Raw genomic sequence first — 22,577 nt, 5'->3', positions numbered from 1 at the left:
CCATGCCGGAGCGCGCTCACCTCGCCGACCAGCTCGCCCGCACTCTCGTCGACCTGTACGCCGAGCTGGAAACCCGGCTCGCCACCGACCTGGCCCGCCGTTTCGCCGCAGGCATGGACCGCCCCGACCGCCCCGACTGGGCCGACGAGAAACTCGCCGCGATCGGCACCGTGCGCCGCTGGGCGCAGACCCTGCTTGACCGGCTCGATGGGCCCCTCGCCGACCGGGTCGCCCAAGCGGTGATCCTGGCGTGGATGCGCGGCGGCCGAGACGCGCTCGCGGAGCTGGCCCGCGTGCAGGACACCCACCCGGACTGGCTCGCCCGCGCAGGCCTCGCCGACCTGCCGCCAGGGCTGCAAGAGATGGTCAACGCCCGACGGGCAGGCCTCGCCGCCGAGCTGGCCCGCGTCGCCACCCACATGCCGGGCGCTGCCGCGATCAACCGGCTCGTGCTGTCGCTGGTTAGCACGCTACGGGGCACGCACCTGCGGATCCTGCGCTGGACCCTCGACGCCTACCGGGACGTCATCGCCCACGCCGCCGCGCCCGACGTTCTCGCCGGCCTGGCCAGCCGCCGACGCGCCGCTCAAATCGCCTGGGAGCAGCTACTCTCCCGCGGCATCACTGGGTTCGTGGACCGGGCCGGCCGCCGCTGGCAGCTGGCCTCCTACGTGGAGATGGCTACCCGCTCCACCGTCGCCCAAGCCCTCGTGGAGGGCCATTTGGACCGGCTGGGCGCCGCCGGGCTGGACCTGGTCATGGTCAGCAACTCGCCGCAGGAGTGCGCCAGGTGTCGACCCTGGGAGGGTACGGTGCTCTCCCGGTCCGGGCCGGCCGGGCGACGCACCGAGCACGTCGCCTCGGCCACGGCCGAGGACACCGTCGCCGTCGAGGTGGCCGGCAGCGTCAACGAGGCCGTCCGAGGCGGTCTGCTGCATCCGAACTGCACGCACCGGCTCACCGCCTACCTACCCGGCGCCACGAGGCCGCCGACGCACACCGCCAACCCGCAAGGCGACCGCGACCGGCAGCGCCTGCGGGAGCTGGAGCGTCGGGTGCGCCGCGCCAAACTCCGCGAGGCCGCCGCGATCGACCCGGCCGCCCGCCGCGCCGCCGCGGCGAAAGTCCGCGCCGCTCAGGCCGCGATCCGCGCCCACGTCGACGCGACCGGGCTGATCCGGCAACGCCCACGCGAGCAGATCGGCGTGGCCCGATAGTCGTCCCCGGACCGTCCGGGGCAGCACCCAACCCGAGGAGTCGATCGTGACTCAGCCCGCCCCGCAGCCGCCCGCCGGGCCGTCGCCGCAGCCACCCGCCCCGCAAGGGCAGGCTGGCCAGCAGCCGCCGCCCGCCGCGCCGCCCGCGTCGCCGGCACAGCCCCCACCGTCCGCCCCGCAGCCGCAGCCGCAGCCGTACGGCAGCCCGCCGCAGACCCCGCCCCAGCAGCCACCCACGCCGCCGCAAGGCTGGACCCCGCCACCGACCGGCTGGCAGGGCCCGCCCTTCCCGGAATGGCAGCCGCCGCCGGGTCAGCCGCCCGCACCGCCGTACACCCCCGCTCCGACCGGGCAGCCGCCGGCACCGTCGGACCTCGTCCCGCCTCAGCCGCTGTCGCCCCCTCCAGCCGGTCAGCCGGACAACGACGGTGGCGGCTACGACCTGTCCCGGCTACCCAAGGCCGCCCGAGAGGAGATCGAGCGGCTCCGGAGTCAGGTGTCCGAGCGGGACACGCAACTGCGGACCGCGACCGCCTCCCAGCACGCCGGGACCGCCGCCGGGCAGGCAGGGGTCAACCCAGCCGCGCTGCTCGGCTCGACCGCATGGCAGCAGGCCGCTGCCGGCCTGGACCCGGCCGCCCCGGACTACGCGCAGCGTCTCGCCTGGACCATCCAGACGATCGCCGCGCAGAACCCGTGGATGGCCGCCCAGCCCGCCGGCCTGCCCCAGCCGCAGCTGCCGGCCCGCTCCGGCGGCCACTTCGGCGGCGCACCGACCGCTGCAGCGATGAGCCTCGACGAGCAGATCACCGAGGCGCAGAAGGCCGGTAACTGGCGCAAGGTCATCAGCTTGCAGAACCAAAAGCTGACGGCCGCCCACCAACAGCAACCGCAGTAGGCCCCGGCCGAGTCCAGGGCTCTCTCGACCTAAGGAGCACACCGTGGCCGGAAGCATCACCGGGCTCGGCACCACCTATGACCTGCCCAACTACACCGGGGTCCTCTACCAGCTCACCCCGAGCGACACCCCATTCTTCTCCGCGATCGGCGGGCTCACCGGTGGCGGGCAGACCGACGCCAACGAGTTCGAATGGCAGACCTACGACCTACGCGCGGCCGGGCAGAACACCGCGCTGGAGGGCGCGGATGCCCCAACCGAGGAGAACCGGGTCCGCGCCAACGTGTCCAACATCGTGCAGATCCACCACGAGACCGTCGGCGTGTCCTACACCAAGCTCGCCGCCGTCCAAGCCAAGGCCGGCATCAACAACGCGCTAGCCAACCCGGTCACCAACGAGCTCGACTGGCAGGTCGAGCAGATGCTCAAGCAGATGGCGCGGGACATCGAGTACAGCTTCATTCAGGGCACCTACGTGAAGCCGGCGGACAACTCGACCGCCCGCAAGACGCGCGGCATCCTCGAAGCGACCACCACCAACGTGGTCGCGGCGGCGGCTGCTGCGCTGACCGAGACGATGGTGCTCGACCTGCTCCAGTCGGTGTGGGTGAACGGCGGCATCCAGGAGTCGGAGACCGCGACCCTGATGTGCAACGCCGTCCAGAAGCGAGCCCTGACGACGATCTTCGTCACGAACAAGAACTACCGGGAACAGTCGCGCAACGTCGCCGGAGTCAACGTGCAGACGATCGAGACGGACTTCGGTCGGCTGAACCTGATGCTCAACCGGCACATGCCCGCCGACGCGCTGTCTGCGGTGTCGCTGGAGCAGTGCATGCCCGTCTACCAGGAGATCCCCGGCAAGGGGCACTTCTTCGCTGAGCCGCTGGGCCGCACCGGAGCGAACGACCGCAGCCAGCTCTACGGCGAGGTCGGCCTCAAGTACGGCAACGAGAAGACCCACGGCAAGATCACCGGCCTGGCGACATCATGATGACATTCCGCTGCGACCGGTACCCGCAGCTTCAGGTGTGGACCGAGGCCGGGACGGTGCACTTCCGTGACGGGCAGGCCGAAGTGCCCAACATCGTGCAGGCCGAGACACTACGCGGCCTGGGAAACGAGTATGGCGTGGTCGAGGTCAGCCCCGCCGAGCCCGACGCGCCGAACGAGCCGCCCGCACCATCGGCGGTCAAGGCCGAATGGGTCGGCTACGCGGTCAGGGTGCACGACGCCGACCCGGACGAGGCCGAGGCGCTCACCAAGGCCGACCTGATCGAGAAATACGGGCCGAAGCCCGAGTGAGGAGGCAGCAGCGTGGCGTACGCAACCGAGGCAGAGTTGGCCGCCTACCCGGTGACGGTGCCGTCCGGCGCGTCCGCCGCGCTGCTGCTCACCCGAGCTAGCAGGGATGTCGACAGGGCACTGCTGACCGCCGTCTACGACGCGACGGATGCGGACGTGATCGCCGCCCTACGCGATGCCACGTGTGAGCAGGTCGCCGGGATGATCGCCGCCGGGGACATTACCGGCACCGGTGCCATGCCCCCGACCGCGAGCTTCGCGATCGGGAAGGTCAGCGTTGTGCGTGGCGGGCAGGGTGCCGGCGGATCCAGCCAACAAGCGCGCAAGGTCAACGGCTTGTGGCCGCAGGCATGGCAGGCGCTCCAGGCCGCCGGACTGACCGGGCACGGACCGCAGGAGCCCTGGCATGGACTGGGCTGACTTCATCGCCGTTCACATCCCCACGCCGGCCACCATCTCGGTGCAGGCGTACGAGGGATCCGGCGCCTACGGTGACGTGCTCGCCGCCCCGGCCGATGTCACGCCGTGCGTGGTGGAGCAGTCCCGCCGCCTGGTGCGGGTGCAAACCCAGGACGCAGCCGGCACCGAGCAGGTGTCGTCCACCACCGTCTACTGCCCATCGGACACCGTCTGCCCGCCCGGATCCCGGGTCACCTGGGCTGGGCGCACGTCGCGGGTGCTGGCCCGCTCCGACCTATCCGCACACGGCCTGGACCTGCCGGAGCACGTCGAGCTGAACCTGGAGTAGCCGATGGCCGACGACTTCCGGCTGGAATGGGACGGAGACAGGGTGCTCGCCGCACTATCCGACGCCAGCATGGACGGCCTCCTGGTCGCCGGCGAACACCTGCTCCAGGAGTCCTCAACCCTCGTGCCGCACGAGGAGGGCGACCTGGAGCGGTCGGGCGAGGTCACCACCGACCCCGGCTCCGGCACCGTCGCTGTTTCCTACGACAGGCCATACGCCGGCCGGCAACACGAGGATATGACGTTGCGGCACGACGACGGCCGCCAAGCCAAGTACCTGGAGCAGCCGATGACAACGGAGTGGGACGTGATGCTCGCCCTCATCGCGCAGGCTGCCGGAAAGCCACTGAAGGGATGACATGGCACTCGGTGACGGCTGGACCTCCCAACTGCTGACCGGCCTCGCCGAGCTACTCCACACTGGTGACGCCGGAACCTGGCGCACATCCGGCGCCTACCAGGCCGGCGAGACAGCCATCGTCATCCGCGCCATCCCGCAGCAGCCAGACCGGCTGATCACCCTCACCGCCTACCCGCTCGGCGACGACCTGCCCGGCATGGCCGACCACACAGTGGGCGTGCAGGTGCGCTGCCGGGGACTACCCGATGACCCGCGCAGCGTCGAGGACATCGCCGACGCCGTGTACGAGCTGCTCGACAGCCTCGGCCGGACCACCCTCGGCACGGTGCAGGTCGTGGACGTGACCCGCCGCAACCACACCTCCCTCGGCCAGGACGCCAACCGCCGGTGGGAGTCGTCCAGCAACTACTACGTCGAGGCGATGCGCCCGACGCTCAATCGCACCGACTGAGAGGCAGGGCCGCGTCATGGCGACCACCCCGACCACCCGGGTCACCGAGCTGGCCCGCACGCACCGACTCGACATCGACACCGCCACCTACCCGGCCGTCGCGTACCAGCAGCTCATGGGCATCGAGGAGGCCAAGCTCCTGGAAGAGCTGCGCACCGAGGACGACGAGGTCTACGACGACACCGGGGCGATGCGGGAGGAGGTCACCGGCTACAACTGGCGCATCGAGGCCAAAATCGCCTGGTCGACCAACCTGCAGGGCAGCGCCATCGACGCCGTGCAGGCTTTCCTCCGCAGCCGTTTCAAGGCGCTGCGTACCACCTCCACCGGGAACGCCGAGTTCGGAATCCGCTGGTACAACCGCGACGGCCTCGACGACGGCGAAAGTCACGAAGGCCGCTGCTACGTCAAGTCTTGGGCGCCGTCAGGCGGTAAGGGCCGCAAGACCATCGACATCGTGCTTCAGGGGCAGGGCCAGCTCACCGACATCACTAACCCCGCCGGCTCCCTCATCCCAACGGTCACCAGTATCTTCCCGACCTCCGGCTCAACGGCCGGATCTGACCAGGTCGTAGACGTCTACGGGCAGCACTACCGGCCCAACGGCGTCACCGACGTGACAGCAGTCGACTTCGGCGCGAACCCGGCGGTCGGCTACACGGTCGTCTCCGACAGCCACATCGTGGCGATCCCGCCCGCCGGCCTCGCCGGCACCGTCCAAGTCCAGGTCACCACCACGACCGGGACCAACACGGACACGCCCGCCGACGACTACACCTACGCCTGATGGGCACCCGTCTCCACGACCTCGACGCCTACTGGTCGCCAGGGCTCACGCTGACCGTCCGAGGCCGCGAGTACACGCTGCCGCTGCCCTCCGCCGAGCTGGGCCTGTGGTGCCGCCGCCTGGCCGAGGTCACCGGAGAGGTACACAACGCCAGCAACGAGCAGGAGATACAGGCCGCCATCGCCCGCATCGAGGCCCTACCGCAGCTGCCCGGCGACCTCAGCCTGCCGGAGCGGGTCCTTGGCGACGTCTACCAGCAGATGGCCGCCAACGGCGTCGAGGACCCGTACATCCAGTTCTGCGGGCAGACCGGCTACATCTGGATCATCGGTGGAGAGGACGCCGCCGAACGGTACTGGACCTCCGGGGGCCGCCCGGAAGCCTCGGGCCCGGGAAACCGGGCCCAACGCAGGCAGGCGAACCGGAACGGGACTGGCGGGAACCGTACGGCCGAGGCCGACGCGACAGCTCGACCGGCCTCTACGAGTGGTACGACATCCCCGCCGACGCCCGGGCGCAAGAGCAGACGCCGGACGGCGCGGTGAGCTGGCCTGAACTGCTCGCACAGTGGGCACTCATCGAGGCCGACCTACACGACGTGTACGGCATCGACGTCGAAGACCGCACCCTGATGCGCACCCGGTCCTGGCGGTGGCTCCAAACACGCATCCTCGGCCTACTCACCGCCGACACCCGCACCTACCGCGCCCTCGCGCCTGAACCCGAACTCCCCGAGGTACCTGGTCGGTAGGTCAGTAGGTCGGGCAGATGTACGTACGCACCACGGCAAGGATCTTCTCGGCCTTCGCCTCGCCGAACCCCTCAGAGTAACCGGGTGCGGTGAACCGTAGGTTCGTCAACTCGACAAGCTTAGATTGATCGTCCGGCCACTGCTTCACGCTGCCGCATTGGCTGCGGCCTCGGCTGATCAAAGTTCTCTCGTCCTTGGTTCCGACAATCGCAGGGTCGATCTCCTTGAGAGCGGCGATGTACGCATCCCAGCTTTCCTTGTCGGGCATAGGAAGACCTGTGGCATTGACGGCGGGGGGAGCCGATGCGGGGCAGGTCCGGTCCTGGTTCATCTGGACATCGAACTGCCCGTCGTCCAGACCGGTTCGGGCCTTGCCGAGCGTGCCGATCCCGAACCGAACGTTGGCCAGCCGGTTGTCGGACGTCTCGCTGCCACCGGTGGAGCAGTTGATGGACACGTGGTAGCTGGTCTCCCTGGTTTGCTTACTCCGCAGATCGACGCCGATGGCCTCTACCTGGTCGGCGGTAAGCACCTGATCCACCTCGACGACAATGTCCCCACCCTCCTGACTGACCGCAGTGTAGGCGGGAGGGCTCTCGAGTTCGGTGTCGTCGTCGCTGAACAACAGGCCGCCAATCAGACCGGCGAACAGCACGAGCGTCAGCGCCCCGGCGACGGCACTGAGTACGACGACGGCTGTCGACGGTTTCCGCTTCTGACTCATCTTCAACCTTCCGTAGCTCGCTGGTGACGCGAGCACCGTACACAAGGCATGCCCAGCTGGAGGTGACCGACATGGCATTGAAGCTCGGCGAGTTGGTTGCCTATCTCAAGGCCGACAACACACACTTCGCCAAGGGCATAAAAGCCGCCGAGGGCAAGATGCGGGAGCTCGGCGAGCGAGCCAAGCAGCACGGCCCCGTCCTGGGTGCCGCGCTCGCCGCAGGAATCGGCGCCGGCCTGGTCGAGGGCCTGCACATGGACGCCGCCCGCGCGAAACTGACCGCCCGGGTGGGTGATCCGGCGCTGGCGCAGTCAATCGGTGAGGCCGCCGGGCGGGTATATGCCCGTGGGTTCGGCGAGTCGGCGGATCAGGTGATGGAAGCCACGCAGGCGGTGGTCTCCTCGCACCTGGCGGCGGTAGACGACGCCGGAGCGATCGAGCGGATGACCGTGAAGGTGCAAGCGTACGCGTCCGCGTGGGGGACCGATGTCGCTACGGCTGCCCAGTACGCGTCCACGCTTATCGGCTCGGGGTTGGTGCGCGACGCCGACCACGCCATGGACCTGATCACCGCCGCCTCCAAACGGGTGCCGATAGCGCTACGAGAAGACGTCCTGGAGACCGCAGACGATTACGGGCAGTTCTTTCGGACGTTGGGGTTCGACGGGGAACAAGCGTTCGCGCTCCTGACAGCCGCCAGCAATAAAGGCGGTATCAGCATCGACAAAACCGGCGACGCGCTTAAAGAGTTCACCGCCCTGGCCACTGACATGTCGACGTCCTCGGTGGACGCCTACCAGGCGATCGGGTTGAACGCCAAAACGATGTCCAACCAGATCCTCGCCGGTGGTGACACCGCGCACGCCGCTCTCCAGAAGATCACCGCCGGACTGTTGTCAATCAAGGATCCCACCGAGCAGGCGACCGCCGCCATCGCCCTGTTCGGCACCCCCTTGGAGGATCTCAACGTCGCAGATATCCCTGGTTTCCTGCGCAACCTGTCGGCGGTAGGCGATGGCCTCGATGGCGTGGCGGGGGCCAGCGACAAGGCATCCAAGAAGCTTGAGGACACCACCATCCAGCGGCTGCTGTCGTTCAAACGCACGGTCCTGACCGCTTTGGGTGACACGCTGGGTTGGCTGTCTCGAAACAGTGATTGGGTGGTGCCGCTGGCGACTGGGCTGGGAATCCTCGCCGGGGTGATCGGCACGATCATCGTGGTCACCAAGGCGTGGGTGGCGGTGCAGACGGCCCTCAACGTGGTGATGGCTCTCAGTCCAATTGGGTGGATCGTGCTGGGCATTATCGCCCTCGTTGCTGCGATCATGTGGATTGCGACGAAAACGACGTGGTTTCAGGACCTATGGCAAACCGCGTGGGGTGGCATCAAGGCCGCCGCTGAATGGGTGCTGAACTGGATCGTCGGCGGTTGGGAATGGGTGATAGGGATGCTCGTTGCGGGGGCGCGGACGTGGTGGTCGCTATTTTCGGAGACCTGGCGCAAGGTCGGTAACTTGGGCCGCGCCGTCTTCGACTGGATCGTCGATAAGGGCTCGGCATGGCTGCGTTGGGTGACCGGGCTGCCCGGGCGGGTTGGACGGGCGACGCGGGGACTTTTCGACGGGTTCAAGGCTGCCTTCAAGAGCGCCCTGAACTGGATTATCGGCAAATGGAACCGGCTGTCCTTCCGCATTCCGGGCGTTAGCGTTCCGGGTCTGGGCCAGGTGTGGGGTGGCGCCACCTTGTCCACCCCGAACATTCCCTACCTGGCGAAGGGCGGTACTGCTCTCGCGCCAGGTCTGGCCGTGGTCGGTGAACGCGGCCCCGAGCTGGCGTACCTCAACCGCGGGGCCACGATCCAACCCCTCACGTCGGGGTCGGCCGTGGCCGGGCTGATCCGGCTGCTGCTCACCGGCGAGTTCCGGATTCGTGGCGGGGATCTGGTCCTGGCGCTACGGGAGCAGGTCGCCCTGCGTGGCGGCAATGCGCAGCAGGCCATCGGCAGTGATTTGTAGGAGGCGGTATGGGCTGGGCTGACGGTGACCCGCTCGCTGTACGAATTCGCGTCGCGTTCGGCGCTGACCTGTCCGCCGACCCCGCCACCTGGTCATGGACGGACCTGACTAACTACTGGTGGGCGTCGGATCCAATCGAGTTGGAATGGGGACGCCAGTCCAGCGCCACCCGCCCAGAGTCGTCCACGTGTGCGCTGACGCTACGCAACGGCGACGGCCGGTTCACCGTCGGGAATCCAACCTCTCCGTACTGGCCGTATGTGCGCACCTGGACGCCGGTCAGTGTGGATGTGGACCTGGGAGACGGGACCGGATGGCGTAACCGTCACTCCGGCTACGTGCGGAGTTGGTCGGTGACCTGGCCGGGCCGCTCCGGCAAACTCGCGGTGACGCGCATCGAGTCGGTGGGCGTCCTCGGGCGGTTGGGGCGCGGATCCCCGCCGGCCCGATCACCGATGTACCGGATCGTCGCCGCCAATGACGGATTGCTGGCCTACTGGCCATGTGAGGACGAGGCCGGCGCGACGCAGGCGGCATCCGGATTCCGCAGCGTAGCGCCGATGCAAGTAGACGGGAACGTGGAGTTCGGCGCCGGGGACGTGGACCGAGGCATCCAACGGTTCGGCACCAAACCCCTGCCGCTGCTGGTCCTGGGCGGCTCCCTGTCCGGTCGGGTGCCGGCCGGGACAGCCGCCCCGGTCGCCTGGACGTTGGAGGCGTTCTGGCAGACGGGCAATCCGGTGGACACGGTGGTGCTCCTGAGGTGGACAACACCCGCCGGGACGTTCGTGCGCTGGGACTATGTGGATAGCTACGACGACGTCTACGGCACCTATCTGGTCGCCTACACCGCGTCAGGGTCGCCGACAGTCGTCTGGAGTATGCCGACACGCCGCGTCGGGCCCTACAATCTCAGGATATCCGCCGTCCAGAACGGCGGGTCCATCGACGTGACGATCATGACCGGATCGTCCACCGTTGGGTCGGTGACCGTCACCGGCACCCTGGCCCGGGTTGACACCATCGCGCTCAACCCCGACCAACGCGTGATCTCCTCGCCTGCCCCACTCGACTTCGTCGTGGGACATCTGCGGGTGTGGGACAGCGCGACGTCGCCACTCACGTACGTCCAGGTAGACGCCCACCCGGACGAAGCGGCGCACCTACGGCTGGCCCGGCTGTGCGCCGAGGACGGCATCGCCCTGTCGGTGCCGACAGTCCCCGATGAGGGCGCGACCGCGATGGGCCTACAGCCAGACGGCACCCCACTCGACCTGTACCAGCAGTGCGAACAGGTCGACCTCGGCATCATCTACGAGTCCGAATTCGGGTTGGCGTACCTGCCTCGCTGGTCCCGATACGCCGCCCCGGTCGCCCTGACCATCGATGCCGCCGACCAGCAGCTCGGCGGGAACCTGACTCCAACCGACAACGATCAGCAGCTGCGCAATCACTGGACAGTCACACGAATCGGTGGCTCCAGTGCGGTCGCCGATGACAAGGAGTCGATCACCCAACGAGGCCTGATCCCGTCCAGCCCCCGTCTCAACCTGGCGTCGGATGACCAATTGCAGCATCACGCCGACTGGCGGCTATGGATGTACGGGCAGACAAGTACCCGGTATCGCCTCACCGTGCCACTGCACACCCGCTCCGGGCGGGCGCTGACCGGGGACTGGGTGGCCTGCCAGCCCGGGTCACGGATACAAGTTGTCAACGCCCCCGATGCGGCGGGGATCGACCTGATCGACCAGACCATCGTGTACGCACGAGAGACGATTAGCGGCCGACGCAAGTGGATGATCGAGCTGGCCACCGAACCCGCCGCCCGCTGGGAGGTCGGCGTCTGGGACGACCCATCATTTCGGTGGGACTCGCGCACCACCACCCTGGACGGCGACCACAACGCTGCGGACACGTCAATCACGGTCTCAGTCGCAGGGTTTTACGACACATGGTCGACGACCGCAACACCCTACGACCTGCTTGTGGGCGGGGAACGCATCACCGTGACCAGTATGAGCACGCCCGGCGGCTCCGGTCCGTGGACCCAGACCGCCACTGTTGTCCGCGCGGTCAACGGGATTAGTAAACCGCAAGCGGCCGGCACAGCCGTGCATTTGGCCGACGCGAAACGATGGGGGCTGTGATGGCAGCTGGAGACCGTGCCTACTGGTCAGATATCGTTGGACGGCCGCTGTGTCTGATGACAACCATGGCCGCGGACCCCATTCCTAACGCCACCTACACGCAGGTGCCGCTTACTACCGTCAGTGAGGACACGGATGGGATGGCGAGTATTGTCGGCGGTGGCATCTATTGCAGAACGGCTGGCCTCTTCCGGGTAGGTGCCGCAGTCGGGTTCACGCTCCAGTCCAGCGGATCCCGTGCGCTGGTCGTGTATCGCGACGGCACTGCGGCCCGCGTCGGAGTCGCAGTCCCGGCGACGCCATCCGGGATTAGCTCTCGGCTGTCAGCGTCCGGGCTTATCAGGCTGACTGTTGGCGACTACCTCGAAATATTCGTGTGGCAAAACAGCGGCGGGTCGCTTTCGCTTTACAACCAATTCGGCTTCACGGCCGTGCTCGAAGCCGAATGGGTGTCCCCATGACAAGGAGCAAAATGCAAACCAATTCCGCGCATCCGATACCGGACGAGTACCCGGAGCAGCACATCGGGATCCAGCTCCCGGACCCCTGGTCCGACCCTAAGCAGACCGACTGGCCAGACCTGGAGGTGAACACCGATGATATGGACAGTAGTACCAAATCTGGATGAGGCCCGTGATCAGCTCAACAAGCGGTTTCCCGGGCGGGACACCAGATCGGACGGTGCGATCGGCGACACCGCCCACCAGGGTTACCCGTCGAGCCACAACCCGGACCGGACCGGGCGGCCGGAGTATCGCGACGGCGACCAGCTCGACGAGGTACGGGCCCGAGACTTCGACGCCGACCTGCACGACCCGCACGGGGTCACGATGGAACAGGTCGTGCAACTGTGGGTGACACTCGCCCGATCGGGCGCGCTGTGGTGGGTGCGGTACATCATTTACCAGGGCCGGATCTGGCACCGCCGCCACGGCTTCGCCACCCACGCGTACACCGGGTCGAATCGGCACACGAGCCACTGCCACGTGAACTCCGACTTTACCCAGGCCGCGGACACGGTGCGGGGTACGGACTGGCGGCTCGACGAGCTCGGCACGCCGGTGCCGGTGCCGGTGCCGCTGCGGCCGGCTCCCGGCCCGGTGGTGGCGTTCCCTCTGCCGAGCGGCTACTACTTCGGCTCCCGTAGCAGAGGGAATCGGTCGGTGTCTGGCTACTACCGGCGAAAGTTCAACGGCAAGACCGACCGGCAGTGGCTGGCCGCCTGGACCAAACAGCTCACCCGCCGAGGCTGGCCCGCCGGCAAGGGCAAGCGGTACCTGCGCAAGAGCGGCGCCGATGGCCTGTATGGGCCGGAGTACCGGGAGCTGATCAAGGCATTCCAGGCCGACCAGGGCCTCACCCGCGATGGGCTGCTGGGCCGCAAGACGTGGGACGCCGCCTACCGCAACCCGATTCGCTAACCCGCTGGGAGATCCACGGTGGAGACGCTGCTCTACATCTCGGCGGTGATCGTCGCCGTCGGCGCCGCCGCCGAGGTCCTCCGCCGCGCCGGCCGCGGGACGCTGACCACCAGCCGCAAGGTGTCCCGGCTCGTTGACGACCTCGTCGGCGAGCCACCCCGCCCCGGTCTACCCACCGGCCGCCCGGGGCTCATGGCCCGGGTCGGTCGGATCGAGGACCGCCTGGACGCCCTAGAGGAGCTGCGCCCCAACGGCGGCCAGTCACTCAAGGACCAGATCGACCGGATCGCCCACGCCACCGGCGCCGACCAAGCCGAGCACTGACCGTGCTACAGCAGGCTCCTGCTCAGCCGTTCACGCACCTCGGATGCGTGCGGAAGTGACGGCACGTTCACCATCCCCCGACCCTAACCAGGAGCCCAGGAGGCACCCCGATGACGCACGACTACCTGATCAGCCTGATCCGTACCGCTGTCCCCGCCGCCGTTGGCGCCCTGCTCGCGTGGCTGGCGGCCGAGGCGGGGATCGTCCTCGACGCCGACTCGGGCACCGCTCTCACGGCCGGGGTGGTGGCGCTGGCGATGGCCGGCTACTACGCCCTCGTCCGGGTCGCCGAGGCACGCTGGCCACGGCTGGGCGTGCTGCTCGGCGCGCCGGCAGCGCCTCATTATGAGGCGCCGGCCGCCCGGCAGCAGTAGTCCTGCCGACGTAACCACACCCGCCTGTGGTGGTGACTCGGGGGCACCACCACCGGCGGACACCCAGACACCCCCGGGGTTAACGCGGGAGAACTGAATGACCGCCTGGACCGTGCACCACGGCGACGCCCTGACGATCCTGCCCACCCTGCCCGCCGCGAGCGTTGACCTCGTGCTGACCGACCCGCCGTACAACTCCGGCGGCCGTACCCAATCTGACCGGACCAAGCACACCACCCGCAGCAAGTACGTCTCCGGCGACGTCGCCCATCAGCTGCGGGATTTCACCGGGGATAACCGCGACCAGCGCTCTTACACCGCATGGCTGTCGCTGATCCTCGCCGACTGCCTCCGCGTCTCAAGGCCCGGCGCGTCACTGCTGGTGTTCACCGACTGGCGGCAACTACCGGCCACCAGCGACGCGCTGCAGGCCGGCGGCTGGCTATGGCGCGGCATCATCTGCTGGCACAAACCCATCTCCCGCCCGCGTGTCGGCGGGTTCAAGGCCGACTGCGAGTTCCTGCTGTGGGGCTCACACGGGCCGCTCGACGCCACCCGCAACCCGGTTTACCTGCCCGGCCTCTACAGTGCCAGCCAGCCCCGCAAGGGCAGGCAGCACATCACCCAGAAACCCGTCAGCCTGCTCGCCGACCTGGTCAGGGTATGCCCGCCCGGCGGCACTATTCTCGATCCGTTCGCCGGCTCCGGCTCCACCGGCGTTGCCGCCGTCGACGCCGGCCACCCGTCTATCGGGATCGAGGCCAGCGCCCACTACGCCCAGATTGCACGGCAGCGGCTCACCGACGCCACCATGCAGCACACGCCCGGGTAGGGTCGTCGTTGCGGTGCCGCCGGTGACGTCCCGGCCGGCGCCGACCACCAAACATGAGCGCCCCGCCCGGCTGTGAGGCCAGGCGGGGCGTTTCGTCGTGTCGGGCCATCCGAGACACGCTCTTTAGCTGGGCTCAGGCAGAAAACAGGGCCTGGCAGCTACCCGGACCGGACTCACACCGGCAGGCGACGACGAGCTTACGACTCCAGATGAGCTACACACTCACACCTCCAGGTCCGCTGGACGCACGAATCATCGAGGCTAGAGAGTCACATCACATATGAATTTGGGATCACAGCGCGTGATTAGGCGAATCGCCCTGACCTCTAGGTTTACTGGCACGCGACTACGTGTTGCTACTGTTCGTGAAAGAATAGAAAAAGTTAACTACTCAATGTGAGTATTGGCAGCGTGGTGCATCAGCGGTGATGCCCTGCAGGGGTCGAGGCGTTGATGTCGCAGGATCTACCCCTTGTTACCGAAAGTAAGTTTCTGTTACGATTGGTCGTGGGTTGCCTGAATTAGGTGTAAGGCGTAGCGTTCTTTCTCGCAGGGCGCTGGTGCCCCTTACGGTCCAATATGGCGCAACCTCGTCACTAAGGAAAGGAAGTAGGTGCTTTAGATATGAAACCCTGGCACGCTTCGGCCCTAGTGGTCGTTGCCATCTTGGTCGTGTCCACACTTTGGCTAGTAAAGAAATTCAAAGATGGGCGCAGCGGGCGCCAATAGCGCGGAAATGTTTCTAAACTTGGGAGAGACATGCTTCGGAAGCCTCTTGTGATAGCAACAATGACATTGGTTGCATCGCTAGGTTCATCCCTGATTGGGGGTGCGCCAGCCGCCGCCGATCCGCAGGTGTCGAAGGCTGATATCGAGTACGTTCGCACGGCTCTCGCCAAGTATGATGTGCCGACTAAGACGCAGGACGCACTACTTCAGGAGTTTATCGACGGGGAGCGTTGGGACTCGGAAAGTGGCGCAGCCCCGATTTCAACCGAAACTGAAGCCCTCAATGGGGTTGAGCAGACGGTGTATCGCTATCGGGATGGTTCCATCAACGTCAGCACGGTTGAGATCCCTACTGAATCTACTGGCGATGTTTCGCTCCTGGGAATTTCCGGCTGCGAGAGCATTTCTGTGGTCAGCTATAAGGCTTGGAGGAACTGCAGGGTTGATTGGGATGCGATCACCTGGAGCGTAGGCTTTACGGCGGCTTACAGGTACGCCTTGGGACCTGTGTATGGATGTTATATTGACTCCATCGGCGGACTCACCCACGGCGGCATAGGTGGCTTCTCAAACGGGAAGCTGTCATACGTTACGCGCCAGGCGAACGGGTTCACCGGAAAGTGCGTTGCTGACGCAAGCTACACGCGCACAGGTGGCGGCGTTTTTAGTGAAACCGTTGGGGTGCGACTTAACCTCACGGCTCAGCACGGTGGAGGCTGGACGAGCAAGATAACGTCCTGACCCCAGCCCCACGCGAGATATGCCGGGCGAGGTGCTTAGGAGCCCGCGGCAACAACGTTGGAGTCCCGGTAACCGCCTTAGGTTGCCGGGACTCCTTCTTCCGCAGGGACCCCGTCCGTCCCGGCTGGGCCCTCCACCTCGCGCGGCCTGCCATCACCGAAGCAATCTGTGCTGGTCGATTGACACGTCCGCCCGCTCGTTCGCCGACCCGGACAGCCGGATGCCCTCGAGTTAGCCTCCCGGGCGTACGAGAGTTTGCCAGTCGAATCGGTGTTGCCACGGGCTAGACTGGCCGGACATCAGTGCGGGGTGGACCGAGCAGGTCGTGGGTGAGTAGCCCGGCGTACGCGTCCGCCCAGGGCCAGCACCGCCGCGGGGTGCCGCACACGGGGCAGCGGCCGTCGACTTGGCGGTGGTCGTGCAGGTCCCGCCACCAGCGGCGGATGGTCGCGTCGCCGGGCGTCAACGCCGGCTCCCGGCGCGTTGCGGTGGCGCCCAGTTGCCCTGCCCGGCCGTGGTGAGGTAGTCGTAGGCGGTCTCTGTGCGCGGGCACGGCCAGGCGGACCGGCAGATCGGGCACCGGTCGATCCGCGGCCAGTGCTCGGTGATGATCCGCCGGGCGGACAGGATCATCCGGTTGCGTAGCTGGACCGTCGACAGGCTGCCGGAGTGCGGCCGGGCGTGGGTGGCCATCACCGGCGGCAGGCCCGTTGCCGGGCCAACCGGGTCATCAACGGCCGATGATCGAGGATCACCGTCGGCTGGTCCCACAGTGGGCGGTAGGCGCCGGCCCGCGCCGAATACACCGTGGCGGGACCAGTGGCGTCCAACCGCGCGGAACGGCGGCGTTTGCGGAAAAGCCGGATCATGTGCGTGCTCCCCTCGATCAGGTCGAGGCGGCAACGGCACCAGTGTCACCACCCAGAATCATCCTTTGGTGACACCGAGCTACTTGTCAGGATGGGCGCTGTCCGCGACGTGTCCGCGTTTGGCTGCGGACGGTTAGCTGGCGGTGAGTAGCGCGTCGCGGTACTCCTGCGTCCACTCCGCGTCGCGTTGGTCCGCGGGCAGTCCGGCGAGCCCGGCACGGAGGTTGTCCACACCCGTGGCGCTGTCGCCGAGTGCCAGGTAGGCCAGGCCGAGACTCATCCGGGAAAATGTCGGCGTCAGCCAGTACGCGAGCCCGGGCGGCGGCTGCGACTCCGCCACTGTGGTCAGGTCATTCGCCTCGCCCAGCAGCCGCGCGGCGGTAGCCCGGTCGTCCAAGAGCGCGTACCCATGGGCGGCTTGCACCGCGTCACCTACCCGTTGCAACGCCGCCGCTCCGGGGGTGTGGTAAGCGGCGAGGAAGTGCCGCACGATCCCACGCGGGTTACCGCGCTGACGCTCCAGGTAGCCGCGGAAGTTCTCCACTTGAGCGGCCAGTGGACCACTGTCGACCGCGTCCGCCTCGTCGGCGGCCTCGATCAGTACCCGTATCGCCTCGGTGTCGTGACGGGCCTCGGCATACAACCAGCCGACGAACTGGGTCCACTCCGCCGTCACCTCATGCAAGCCGGCGGCATGCGGGCCCGCAGCCTGGGCGGTGAGGCGGCGCACGGTTTGCCATTGCGGTATCACCGCCGGCAGCAGAAGCGACGCCGAAAGCGTGTCGTCCAGGCGGCGCTGATTGGCCAACACCTCGGCGAGTAGCCGCACCGTGGTGCCATCCAGTCGGGTTGGCTCGGCAATCGCGTAGGCGATCCGCTGCTCATCGTCCGGGGTGTTGACCAGGGGAGCCTGGACGACCATGGCGGCGAGCCTCCCGCCAGCTCGTAACGTGTCATCGAGCTGGCGAGCGATCTCGACCGTGGGTCTGGTCCGACCTGTTTCGAGGTCATGCACGTAGCTTTTGCCGCAGAAAACTCGACGCGCCACGTCGCGTATCGACATGCCCGACGCGCCACGGATACGGGCCAGCTCAGCGGGGAATCGGGGATCAACAAAGGTAGGAACACGGGCCGGCATCAGTTCTCCCAGGTAGCGGTCTGGGGTGGCGGGCGCCGACCGCTACAACCGGCGCCCTGCCGCCATCGACGGTACTCCCCGCCCGCACGTCACGCCGTCACCTGTCCGTATGGATGTTCCGGCGCGTCGCGCGGTACGCCCTACCACGGAATGGTGGTTCCGAACAGGTTCGAGCTGTCCGCTATGAAGTAGCGGACATTCAAAACGTCAACGGACGTCCAAAATCATTCGTCGATATGATTTGTCGACTATGGATACGCTACTAAAATTGTTCGGGCTGATCCGTGATCACGAGCAACGGTGACGGGGGCCTCCGTGCGGGGGTCGTGGCCCTCGGTCGCGCACCATCGCCGCCTGCAACCGGGCGAAGATCCATCGACACACCCACGAAGAGTCTTCCCATTCATTCATACGTGTGTTCGACTAGCACGCCCTGACCGGCACTCACCGGAGGTCTTCGACAGCGTGAACTATCCCTCCCACCCCCACCCCCGCCCTGCCATGCCACTGGTTGCCCGCGCGGCACACGCCGCCACCGCCGCCTACCAGCGCGCAATGACCAGCAAGCGCGAACGCCTGTACCAGCAGGAAAACCGGCGCCTCCGGCAGGAGAACGCGTGGCTCCGGGACGAGGTCCGGCACTGTTGGGATGCCATCGACGTGATGGGCCACGCCATGGAGGCACGGCGCCGGGAATTCGTCCTGGGCGAACTCTCCCGAGTAGACGCGCACAGGCGCACGGCGGTCGTCGATCAGCGGCACCTGTTGGAGGTTCACCTTCGCGAACAGCTTGCCGCCGAACTGGAGGATGCGTTGGTCCAGGGCTTCGAGACCGGTTACAAGGCTGGACTCACAGACGGTCGGCCACCAGGGGCTCAGCGGCGTCGACTCACAGGCGACTCATGATCTCTACCACCGGATAGCAAGAGGGCCGGTTGGAGCTCTCCAACCGGCCCTCTTACCTGCAAATATTCAACGTGGGCGATACTGGGATCGAACCAGTGACCTCTTCGGTGTGAACGAATTCCAGCCAATCCCCTGACCTGGCACGGAGGGACGATCATGCGTCTGACCTGCACCTAGAGTTAAGCCAAGTTAGGCGGTTTCAACATGACATATCAAGATCATGACTCATGGGCGACTCATCAAGATCCACCACGCGCCCGGCGCAAGGCCTGACGAGCCCGGTCGAACCTTTCCTCCCGCGAATGCAAATACCGCTGCGCTGACCGCACATCCTCATGCCCCATCAGCGCCATGATGTCGTGCAACGGCACCCCCTCGTCCGCGAGCCGGGTGCCGAACGTGTGCCGCAGGTCGTGCGGAGTCGGCTGCGGGTCGTCCAAGTCTGCGCCCGTGACCGCTGGCCGGAACTTATGCCCCTTTACCATCTGCCGCTCTGGCATGCCTTGCAGCGCCGGTTTCCACACCCGACGATGCCAGTTTGAATAACGCAGTTCCTTACCATTCTCTGAGGTAAAAATCAGTCTGCCCGGGTCGTCACCAGGAAACACGCCCTTCACTTCCCGAGCTGCAACCTTCGCCTCTTTCATCCGCACGGAAAGGTGGTCCCCGTAGGTCACCGAGCGATTACCAGCAGCAGATTTTGCATACGGCCGCGCCGTACCGTCCCTCTCCATCACCCAGGCGATGTGAATACGCTGCCGCCGCGTATCGACAAGCGATGGCGGAATTGCCGATGCCTCTTCCCACCGCATTCCCGTGTCGGCTGCCAACTCTACGAAAAGGGCCGCGTCAACCCGGCCAGGAAACATCCGATCGAGCGCGTCCAGCAGTGCTGTTTCCTCATCGGGGTCCAGGACCCGGTCAACGTGAGCGTCGCGTTTCGGCTTTCGGACACCTCGAGCTGGATTGTCCCGGATAAGTTTGGCCTCGACGGCTAGGTCGAGAACCGCACGGAGCACACCGACCGCACCCTCGATTGTGGCCGCGCCGACTGGGGCCTTACACCCGGGACAGGTTCTTGGGCTGCGGCAGCTCGCTGTGTGTACGCCCTCCATCTCGACCACCCATGCCGTCACATCCGGCTTGAGGATCGATCCGACGCGCACGTCCGCCCACCGTGGTGCTACATGGCACCGGTAGTGGGATTCGTCCCGCCGTCGGCTGGCCTGTTCAAGCCGGCGGGACGTGGTGCCCCACTGCTCCCAGCACTCCCCCACGGTCTTCTTGCCGGCGCGCGGGTCAATCCAGTCGCCCCGCCGCAGGCTGGCCTCCTGGTCAGCGGCCCACCTGGTGATGACCACCTTGGACCTATCGGTCTCCGTGAGTCGATCGTTTGGTCCGGATCCGTATCGGATCGTCGCCGCCCACTTACCCGAGTCGAGTTGGCGGATCCACGCCATTACCCCTCCTTGGCGTGATCAATCCACCACTGAACCTCTTCAACCTCCGCAGCCTGACGCTGGCGGCGCAACTCGTATAGACGCTCCCGCATCCGGGCCTTGACCCGAGGCGGATGACCGCTCTCCTCGATCACCTTCAGTGCGGCATCCTCCGCGATCTCAAGCGGGTTCGGCGGAGGCTTGACGGTGAGATCGGCTTCACGGTAGTACCCGACCCTCGTGAGCAGGCCCATCGGATCACGTCCGGTGGTCCGTGCGACGAGGCGCACGTACTCCTCAGAGACAGCCACCTCCTCACTCAGCCAACGCTGGAGCGTCTTCGAGTTGATACCGAGGAGCCGGGCCAGCGGCTCTTTTTTGCCACCGGTCTCCGTCTCCAGCACCTCTCGGACCACCGCAGCCCACTCGGCCCGATCGATCCGGTGCTCACTGTCCATCGGGACATGGTAGGCGACATGCGTGTCTGAGGACGCGGGCAGGCGCGGCAATGGTGGCAGTAGTGGCGGCGGACGCATGGGCCGGTTGGTCATCGCCGACCTCCGCGCCCTGCGTAGCACTCGCTGAGACATGCAAGTAACGGTACCCAGACACGCATGTCCGAGTCTAGTCATACGTCCGGGTGAACTTAGACATGCGTGACCTACAGCGCTTGCTAGCCCATGCATATCCGAGTAATCTCGGACACGTGAACACGGATATGAAGGTCAGGACAAGGCCAGACGTTGACGGGGTGAAGCGCCCCCACGTCCGGCTACGTCTCGACCGATTCGACCTCTACACGCGCATTGTCGGAGCCACATCCGACCAAGCGCGCGCACGACTACTCGGCATCGCATCACGCACCATCACCCGACTCCGTCGCGACCAGCACGCCGGAGAGGCCGTAATCGCCGCGACACTCGCGGCGCTCCAGCACCACAGCGAGGTGCTTGGCCAACTCGGGCTATCAGTCAGCTTCGAAGACCTCTTCGAGGTGGCCGAGTGATGGACACCTACCTGACCGTCAAGGAAGCCGCCGCAGTCATGCGCACCCACAAGCAGACGGTCTACCGGCTCGTGTGGGCCGGCCTACTTCCCCGCATCGACATCGGTCAGGGCAAGTCCCGACCCCGGTTTCGCGTCCGCCGGTCTGCGGTTGACGCACTGATGCAGCAGCGGGAGAAGGGCAGGATCGCATGACACACCCTCCCGCCGGACCGAGCAATCCGACTCCGCCTGCCGGCCCCGGCCGCATTTACGCGATTAGCCCACTTCGGATCCGCGCCTTCATCGCTCAGGTAGAAACCTCCGGCGGCCTTGACGCCTGTTGGATGTGGCGCGGCCACACCAACCCCGACGGCTACGGGATCTTCGGCAAGGGAAGCGAGGGAGCACATCGGGTCGCCTACGAACTGATGGTCCGCCCCGTCCCAGACGGCCTGAACGTCGACCACCAGTGCCACAACACAGACACCACTTGTCCAGGCGGGACCGGATGCCGGCATCGACGGTGCGTGAATCCGACCCATTTGGAGGCGGTAACGCAGCGGCAGAACCTGCTCCGCTCCCGCCACACCATGCCCCACCACAACGCGGCGAAGACCCACTGCCGGCAGGGCCACGAATACACGCCACAGAACACCTACTCACGGCGCACTCCGAAGGGCTACGCCCGGCGCGAGTGCAAGACGTGCCGCCGTGAGCGGTTGAGCAGCAAGGCCGCCCAATGACCCTCATCGACGCGAAGCGGTCGATGAAGTGAGCCCCCCGCCGATCTGCGGTCGGCGAAGGGCTCGACACCCGGACAACACCACTCAAAGAAGGAGTCCAGATGCACACCGATCGTACCGACACCACCGAGCGGCAGATGTGCGCCGCCGCCCAGGCCGACGTTTACTGCTCGCCGCGCTGTTTCGGTAGCCGGGGCCGGGACTGCGAGAACCCGCTGCCCACGCCGGCAGCAGAGCCTCAGAGCACCCCGGAACCGGACTACTGGCAGGCCCTCGCCGCTGATCTACGTGCGGCGGCTGACCGGATCGGCTCTCTCACCGGCACGCCGGCCCCCGACATCTACCCGACCTTGTCCGTGCATGTCGGGCCGTTCGTGGAGCGGGGTAGCGGGGAGCGCCGGCCCGTGGTGGAGGCGATCGCCGCCGCCCTTGGTGGGACGCCGGTAGATGTGTCGGTGTCGTCCCTCTGGGAGTGCCGGGCGGATGTCACGGTCGGCGCGCTGGGCGTTACCGCGTGGACCCGGATTCCCGCGCCGGAGGCCCCGGAGACGGTGGCGCTGCGGGCCGAGGTGGCGGCGCTGCGCGCCCAGCTCGCCGAGGGCGGTGCCCGGTGAGCGCCTCGACGGTGCTGCCGCCGCACACGTCGGCCGCCGCGGAGCACGCCCGGA

The 22,577-nt window shown here is 66.9% G+C and carries 30 protein-coding genes; 23 read left to right on the top strand and 7 right to left on the bottom strand.

The genetic code is table 11. The features are described 5' to 3' along the window. The first annotated feature begins 2 nt into the window (after positions 1-2). The 11 genes from SALPAC3_RS0124960 (at position 3) to SALPAC3_RS0124910 (ending at position 6,517) form a co-directional block, all read left to right on the top strand. Positions 3-1,217 (top strand): phage minor capsid protein, encoded by a 1,215-nt coding sequence (locus tag SALPAC3_RS0124960; protein WP_018223893.1) that lies wholly within the window; start codon positions 3-5, stop codon positions 1,215-1,217. 496 nt (positions 1,218-1,713) lie between these two features. Then, on the top strand, positions 1,714-2,115 hold the full coding sequence (locus SALPAC3_RS29315; RefSeq protein ID WP_018223892.1) for a hypothetical protein: 402 nt from the start codon (positions 1,714-1,716) through the stop codon (positions 2,113-2,115). Positions 2,116-2,158: 43 nt separating this feature from the next. Beyond that, positions 2,159-3,109: an SU10 major capsid protein gene (locus SALPAC3_RS0124950; RefSeq protein WP_018223891.1), complete on the top strand. Its 951-nt coding sequence runs from the start codon at positions 2,159-2,161 to the stop codon at positions 3,107-3,109. Further along, positions 3,109-3,420 (top strand): hypothetical protein, encoded by a 312-nt coding sequence (locus SALPAC3_RS0124945; protein ID WP_018223890.1) that lies wholly within the window; start codon positions 3,109-3,111, stop codon positions 3,418-3,420. The genes SALPAC3_RS0124950 and SALPAC3_RS0124945 overlap by 1 nt, the downstream gene beginning before the upstream one ends. A 12-nt stretch (positions 3,421-3,432) precedes the next feature. After that, positions 3,433-3,840, top strand: coding sequence for a hypothetical protein (locus tag SALPAC3_RS0124940; RefSeq protein WP_018223889.1), 408 nt, complete (start codon positions 3,433-3,435; stop codon positions 3,838-3,840). After that, positions 3,827-4,168: a hypothetical protein gene (locus tag SALPAC3_RS0124935; RefSeq protein ID WP_018223888.1), complete on the top strand. Its 342-nt coding sequence runs from the start codon at positions 3,827-3,829 to the stop codon at positions 4,166-4,168. Before SALPAC3_RS0124940 ends, SALPAC3_RS0124935 begins: the two co-directional genes overlap by 14 nt. Positions 4,169-4,171: 3 nt before the next feature. Next, entirely contained in the window at positions 4,172-4,525 is a 354-nt protein-coding gene (locus SALPAC3_RS0124930; protein WP_018223887.1) for a minor capsid protein, read from the top strand. 1 nt (position 4,526) lies between these two features. Next, on the top strand, positions 4,527-4,979 hold the full coding sequence (locus SALPAC3_RS0124925; RefSeq protein WP_018223886.1) for a minor capsid protein: 453 nt from the start codon (positions 4,527-4,529) through the stop codon (positions 4,977-4,979). Positions 4,980-4,995: 16 nt separating this feature from the next. After that, positions 4,996-5,766 (top strand): phage tail tube protein, encoded by a 771-nt coding sequence (locus SALPAC3_RS0124920; protein ID WP_026185884.1) that lies wholly within the window; start codon positions 4,996-4,998, stop codon positions 5,764-5,766. Next, on the top strand, positions 5,766-6,311 hold the full coding sequence (locus tag SALPAC3_RS0124915) for a DUF7426 family protein (RefSeq protein ID WP_018223885.1): 546 nt from the start codon (positions 5,766-5,768) through the stop codon (positions 6,309-6,311). Before SALPAC3_RS0124920 ends, SALPAC3_RS0124915 begins: the two co-directional genes overlap by 1 nt. Beyond that, the gene (locus SALPAC3_RS0124910) at positions 6,308-6,517 is read left to right on the top strand and encodes a hypothetical protein (RefSeq protein WP_018223884.1); all 210 of its coding nucleotides are present in this window, start codon (positions 6,308-6,310) and stop codon (positions 6,515-6,517) included. The genes SALPAC3_RS0124915 and SALPAC3_RS0124910 overlap by 4 nt, the downstream gene beginning before the upstream one ends. Position 6,518: 1 nt before the next feature. On the opposite strand, the gene SALPAC3_RS0124905 is transcribed toward SALPAC3_RS0124910, so the two are convergent. Further along, positions 6,519-7,241 (bottom strand): hypothetical protein, encoded by a 723-nt coding sequence (locus SALPAC3_RS0124905; RefSeq protein WP_018223883.1) that lies wholly within the window; start codon positions 7,239-7,241, stop codon positions 6,519-6,521. A gap of 71 nt (positions 7,242-7,312) precedes the next feature. Between SALPAC3_RS0124905 and SALPAC3_RS0124900 the strand changes: the two genes are divergently transcribed. The 7 genes from SALPAC3_RS0124900 (at position 7,313) to SALPAC3_RS28175 (ending at position 15,827) form a co-directional block, all read left to right on the top strand. Next, the gene (locus tag SALPAC3_RS0124900; RefSeq protein ID WP_018223882.1) at positions 7,313-9,256 is read left to right on the top strand and encodes a phage tail tape measure protein; all 1,944 of its coding nucleotides are present in this window, start codon (positions 7,313-7,315) and stop codon (positions 9,254-9,256) included. Between the two features lie 8 nt (positions 9,257-9,264). Further along, the gene (locus tag SALPAC3_RS0124895) at positions 9,265-11,406 is read left to right on the top strand and encodes a hypothetical protein (protein ID WP_018223881.1); all 2,142 of its coding nucleotides are present in this window, start codon (positions 9,265-9,267) and stop codon (positions 11,404-11,406) included. A gap of 596 nt (positions 11,407-12,002) precedes the next feature. Then, complete coding sequence (locus SALPAC3_RS0124880; RefSeq protein ID WP_018223879.1) at positions 12,003-12,827, top strand: peptidoglycan-binding domain-containing protein; 825 nt, start codon at positions 12,003-12,005, stop codon at positions 12,825-12,827. Between the two features lie 18 nt (positions 12,828-12,845). Further along, a complete protein-coding gene (locus tag SALPAC3_RS0124875) occupies positions 12,846-13,151 on the top strand; it encodes a hypothetical protein (RefSeq protein WP_018223878.1) in 306 nt (101 codons plus the stop codon). A 110-nt stretch (positions 13,152-13,261) separates the two neighbouring features. Continuing rightward, entirely contained in the window at positions 13,262-13,525 is a 264-nt protein-coding gene (locus SALPAC3_RS0124870) for a hypothetical protein (RefSeq protein WP_018223877.1), read from the top strand. Positions 13,526-13,622: 97 nt separating this feature from the next. Beyond that, a complete protein-coding gene (locus SALPAC3_RS0124865; protein WP_018223876.1) occupies positions 13,623-14,357 on the top strand; it encodes a DNA-methyltransferase in 735 nt (244 codons plus the stop codon). 759 nt (positions 14,358-15,116) lie between these two features. Then, positions 15,117-15,827: a hypothetical protein gene (locus SALPAC3_RS28175; RefSeq protein WP_157632370.1), complete on the top strand. Its 711-nt coding sequence runs from the start codon at positions 15,117-15,119 to the stop codon at positions 15,825-15,827. Positions 15,828-16,110: 283 nt separating this feature from the next. Here SALPAC3_RS28175 and SALPAC3_RS27695 read toward each other — a convergent pair whose 3' ends face one another. From SALPAC3_RS27695 to SALPAC3_RS0124850, 4 genes are all read right to left on the bottom strand, one after another. Beyond that, positions 16,111-16,293 carry a hypothetical protein gene (locus tag SALPAC3_RS27695; RefSeq protein WP_080635279.1) on the bottom strand — a complete coding sequence of 61 codons (183 nt, stop codon included), beginning with the start codon at positions 16,291-16,293 and terminating at the stop codon, positions 16,111-16,113. Then, positions 16,290-16,520 (bottom strand): hypothetical protein, encoded by a 231-nt coding sequence (locus SALPAC3_RS0124860; RefSeq protein ID WP_018223875.1) that lies wholly within the window; start codon positions 16,518-16,520, stop codon positions 16,290-16,292. Before SALPAC3_RS0124860 ends, SALPAC3_RS27695 begins: the two co-directional genes overlap by 4 nt. Continuing rightward, positions 16,520-16,696: a hypothetical protein gene (locus SALPAC3_RS28515; protein ID WP_018223874.1), complete on the bottom strand. Its 177-nt coding sequence runs from the start codon at positions 16,694-16,696 to the stop codon at positions 16,520-16,522. The genes SALPAC3_RS0124860 and SALPAC3_RS28515 overlap by 1 nt, the downstream gene beginning before the upstream one ends. 133 nt (positions 16,697-16,829) lie before the next feature. Continuing rightward, positions 16,830-17,834, bottom strand: a complete 1,005-nt coding sequence (locus SALPAC3_RS0124850; RefSeq protein WP_080635278.1) for a helix-turn-helix domain-containing protein — start codon at positions 17,832-17,834, stop codon at positions 16,830-16,832. A gap of 501 nt (positions 17,835-18,335) precedes the next feature. On the opposite strand from SALPAC3_RS0124850, the gene SALPAC3_RS0124845 reads away from it, so the two are divergent. Next, positions 18,336-18,740: a hypothetical protein gene (locus SALPAC3_RS0124845; protein WP_018223872.1), complete on the top strand. Its 405-nt coding sequence runs from the start codon at positions 18,336-18,338 to the stop codon at positions 18,738-18,740. A 239-nt stretch (positions 18,741-18,979) separates the two neighbouring features. Here SALPAC3_RS0124845 and SALPAC3_RS27690 read toward each other — a convergent pair whose 3' ends face one another. Beyond that, positions 18,980-19,759 (bottom strand): tyrosine-type recombinase/integrase, encoded by a 780-nt coding sequence (locus SALPAC3_RS27690; protein ID WP_157632369.1) that lies wholly within the window; start codon positions 19,757-19,759, stop codon positions 18,980-18,982. Between the two features lie 440 nt (positions 19,760-20,199). Further along, a complete protein-coding gene (locus SALPAC3_RS0124835) occupies positions 20,200-20,637 on the bottom strand; it encodes a hypothetical protein (protein ID WP_018223870.1) in 438 nt (145 codons plus the stop codon). 248 nt (positions 20,638-20,885) lie between these two features. On the opposite strand from SALPAC3_RS0124835, the gene SALPAC3_RS0124830 reads away from it, so the two are divergent. The 4 genes from SALPAC3_RS0124830 (at position 20,886) to SALPAC3_RS0124815 (ending at position 22,523) form a co-directional block, all read left to right on the top strand. Further along, positions 20,886-21,185: a hypothetical protein gene (locus tag SALPAC3_RS0124830; protein WP_232430590.1), complete on the top strand. Its 300-nt coding sequence runs from the start codon at positions 20,886-20,888 to the stop codon at positions 21,183-21,185. Beyond that, entirely contained in the window at positions 21,185-21,379 is a 195-nt protein-coding gene (locus tag SALPAC3_RS0124825; RefSeq protein ID WP_018223868.1) for a helix-turn-helix domain-containing protein, read from the top strand. Before SALPAC3_RS0124830 ends, SALPAC3_RS0124825 begins: the two co-directional genes overlap by 1 nt. A gap of 314 nt (positions 21,380-21,693) precedes the next feature. Beyond that, positions 21,694-21,909, top strand: coding sequence for a hypothetical protein (locus SALPAC3_RS29020; RefSeq protein WP_232430589.1), 216 nt, complete (start codon positions 21,694-21,696; stop codon positions 21,907-21,909). 101 nt (positions 21,910-22,010) lie between these two features. After that, entirely contained in the window at positions 22,011-22,523 is a 513-nt protein-coding gene (locus SALPAC3_RS0124815; protein ID WP_018223866.1) for a hypothetical protein, read from the top strand. Positions 22,524-22,577: the final 54 nt, after the last annotated feature.

It is taken from the genome of Salinispora pacifica DSM 45544 (assembly GCF_000378845.1).
Classification (GTDB): domain Bacteria; phylum Actinomycetota; class Actinomycetes; order Mycobacteriales; family Micromonosporaceae; genus Micromonospora; species Micromonospora pacifica.
The sequence above is the reverse complement of the archived record's forward strand: the minus strand, read 5'-3'. Positions and strand labels throughout refer to the sequence as shown.

Excerpts from the sequence above, each read along its gene's own strand:
- SALPAC3_RS0124865 (WP_018223876.1), top strand. The coding sequence starts at position 13,623 with ATGACCGCCTGGACCGTGCACCACGGCGACGCCCTGACGATCCTGCCC.
- SALPAC3_RS28515 (WP_018223874.1), bottom strand. The coding sequence starts at position 16,696 with ATGATCCGGCTTTTCCGCAAACGCCGCCGTTCCGCGCGGTTGGACGCC.
- SALPAC3_RS0124880 (WP_018223879.1), top strand. The coding sequence starts at position 12,003 with ATGATATGGACAGTAGTACCAAATCTGGATGAGGCCCGTGATCAGCTC.
- SALPAC3_RS0124815 (WP_018223866.1), top strand. The coding sequence starts at position 22,011 with ATGCACACCGATCGTACCGACACCACCGAGCGGCAGATGTGCGCCGCC.
- SALPAC3_RS0124915 (WP_018223885.1), top strand. The coding sequence starts at position 5,766 with ATGGGCACCCGTCTCCACGACCTCGACGCCTACTGGTCGCCAGGGCTC.
- SALPAC3_RS0124905 (WP_018223883.1), bottom strand. The coding sequence starts at position 7,241 with ATGAGTCAGAAGCGGAAACCGTCGACAGCCGTCGTCGTACTCAGTGCC.
- SALPAC3_RS0124835 (WP_018223870.1), bottom strand. The coding sequence starts at position 20,637 with ATGGACAGTGAGCACCGGATCGATCGGGCCGAGTGGGCTGCGGTGGTC.
- SALPAC3_RS0124850 (WP_080635278.1), bottom strand. The coding sequence starts at position 17,834 with ATGCCGGCCCGTGTTCCTACCTTTGTTGATCCCCGATTCCCCGCTGAG.
- SALPAC3_RS0124960 (WP_018223893.1), top strand. The coding sequence starts at position 3 with ATGCCGGAGCGCGCTCACCTCGCCGACCAGCTCGCCCGCACTCTCGTC.
- SALPAC3_RS0124900 (WP_018223882.1), top strand. The coding sequence starts at position 7,313 with ATGGCATTGAAGCTCGGCGAGTTGGTTGCCTATCTCAAGGCCGACAAC.
- SALPAC3_RS0124860 (WP_018223875.1), bottom strand. The coding sequence starts at position 16,520 with ATGGCCACCCACGCCCGGCCGCACTCCGGCAGCCTGTCGACGGTCCAG.
- SALPAC3_RS28175 (WP_157632370.1), top strand. The coding sequence starts at position 15,117 with ATGCTTCGGAAGCCTCTTGTGATAGCAACAATGACATTGGTTGCATCG.
- SALPAC3_RS0124825 (WP_018223868.1), top strand. The coding sequence starts at position 21,185 with ATGGACACCTACCTGACCGTCAAGGAAGCCGCCGCAGTCATGCGCACC.
- SALPAC3_RS0124845 (WP_018223872.1), top strand. The coding sequence starts at position 18,336 with ATGCCACTGGTTGCCCGCGCGGCACACGCCGCCACCGCCGCCTACCAG.
- SALPAC3_RS0124945 (WP_018223890.1), top strand. The coding sequence starts at position 3,109 with ATGACATTCCGCTGCGACCGGTACCCGCAGCTTCAGGTGTGGACCGAG.
- SALPAC3_RS0124935 (WP_018223888.1), top strand. The coding sequence starts at position 3,827 with ATGGACTGGGCTGACTTCATCGCCGTTCACATCCCCACGCCGGCCACC.
- SALPAC3_RS0124930 (WP_018223887.1), top strand. The coding sequence starts at position 4,172 with ATGGCCGACGACTTCCGGCTGGAATGGGACGGAGACAGGGTGCTCGCC.
- SALPAC3_RS0124895 (WP_018223881.1), top strand. The coding sequence starts at position 9,265 with ATGGGCTGGGCTGACGGTGACCCGCTCGCTGTACGAATTCGCGTCGCG.
- SALPAC3_RS0124870 (WP_018223877.1), top strand. The coding sequence starts at position 13,262 with ATGACGCACGACTACCTGATCAGCCTGATCCGTACCGCTGTCCCCGCC.
- SALPAC3_RS0124925 (WP_018223886.1), top strand. The coding sequence starts at position 4,527 with ATGGCACTCGGTGACGGCTGGACCTCCCAACTGCTGACCGGCCTCGCC.
- SALPAC3_RS0124920 (WP_026185884.1), top strand. The coding sequence starts at position 4,996 with ATGGCGACCACCCCGACCACCCGGGTCACCGAGCTGGCCCGCACGCAC.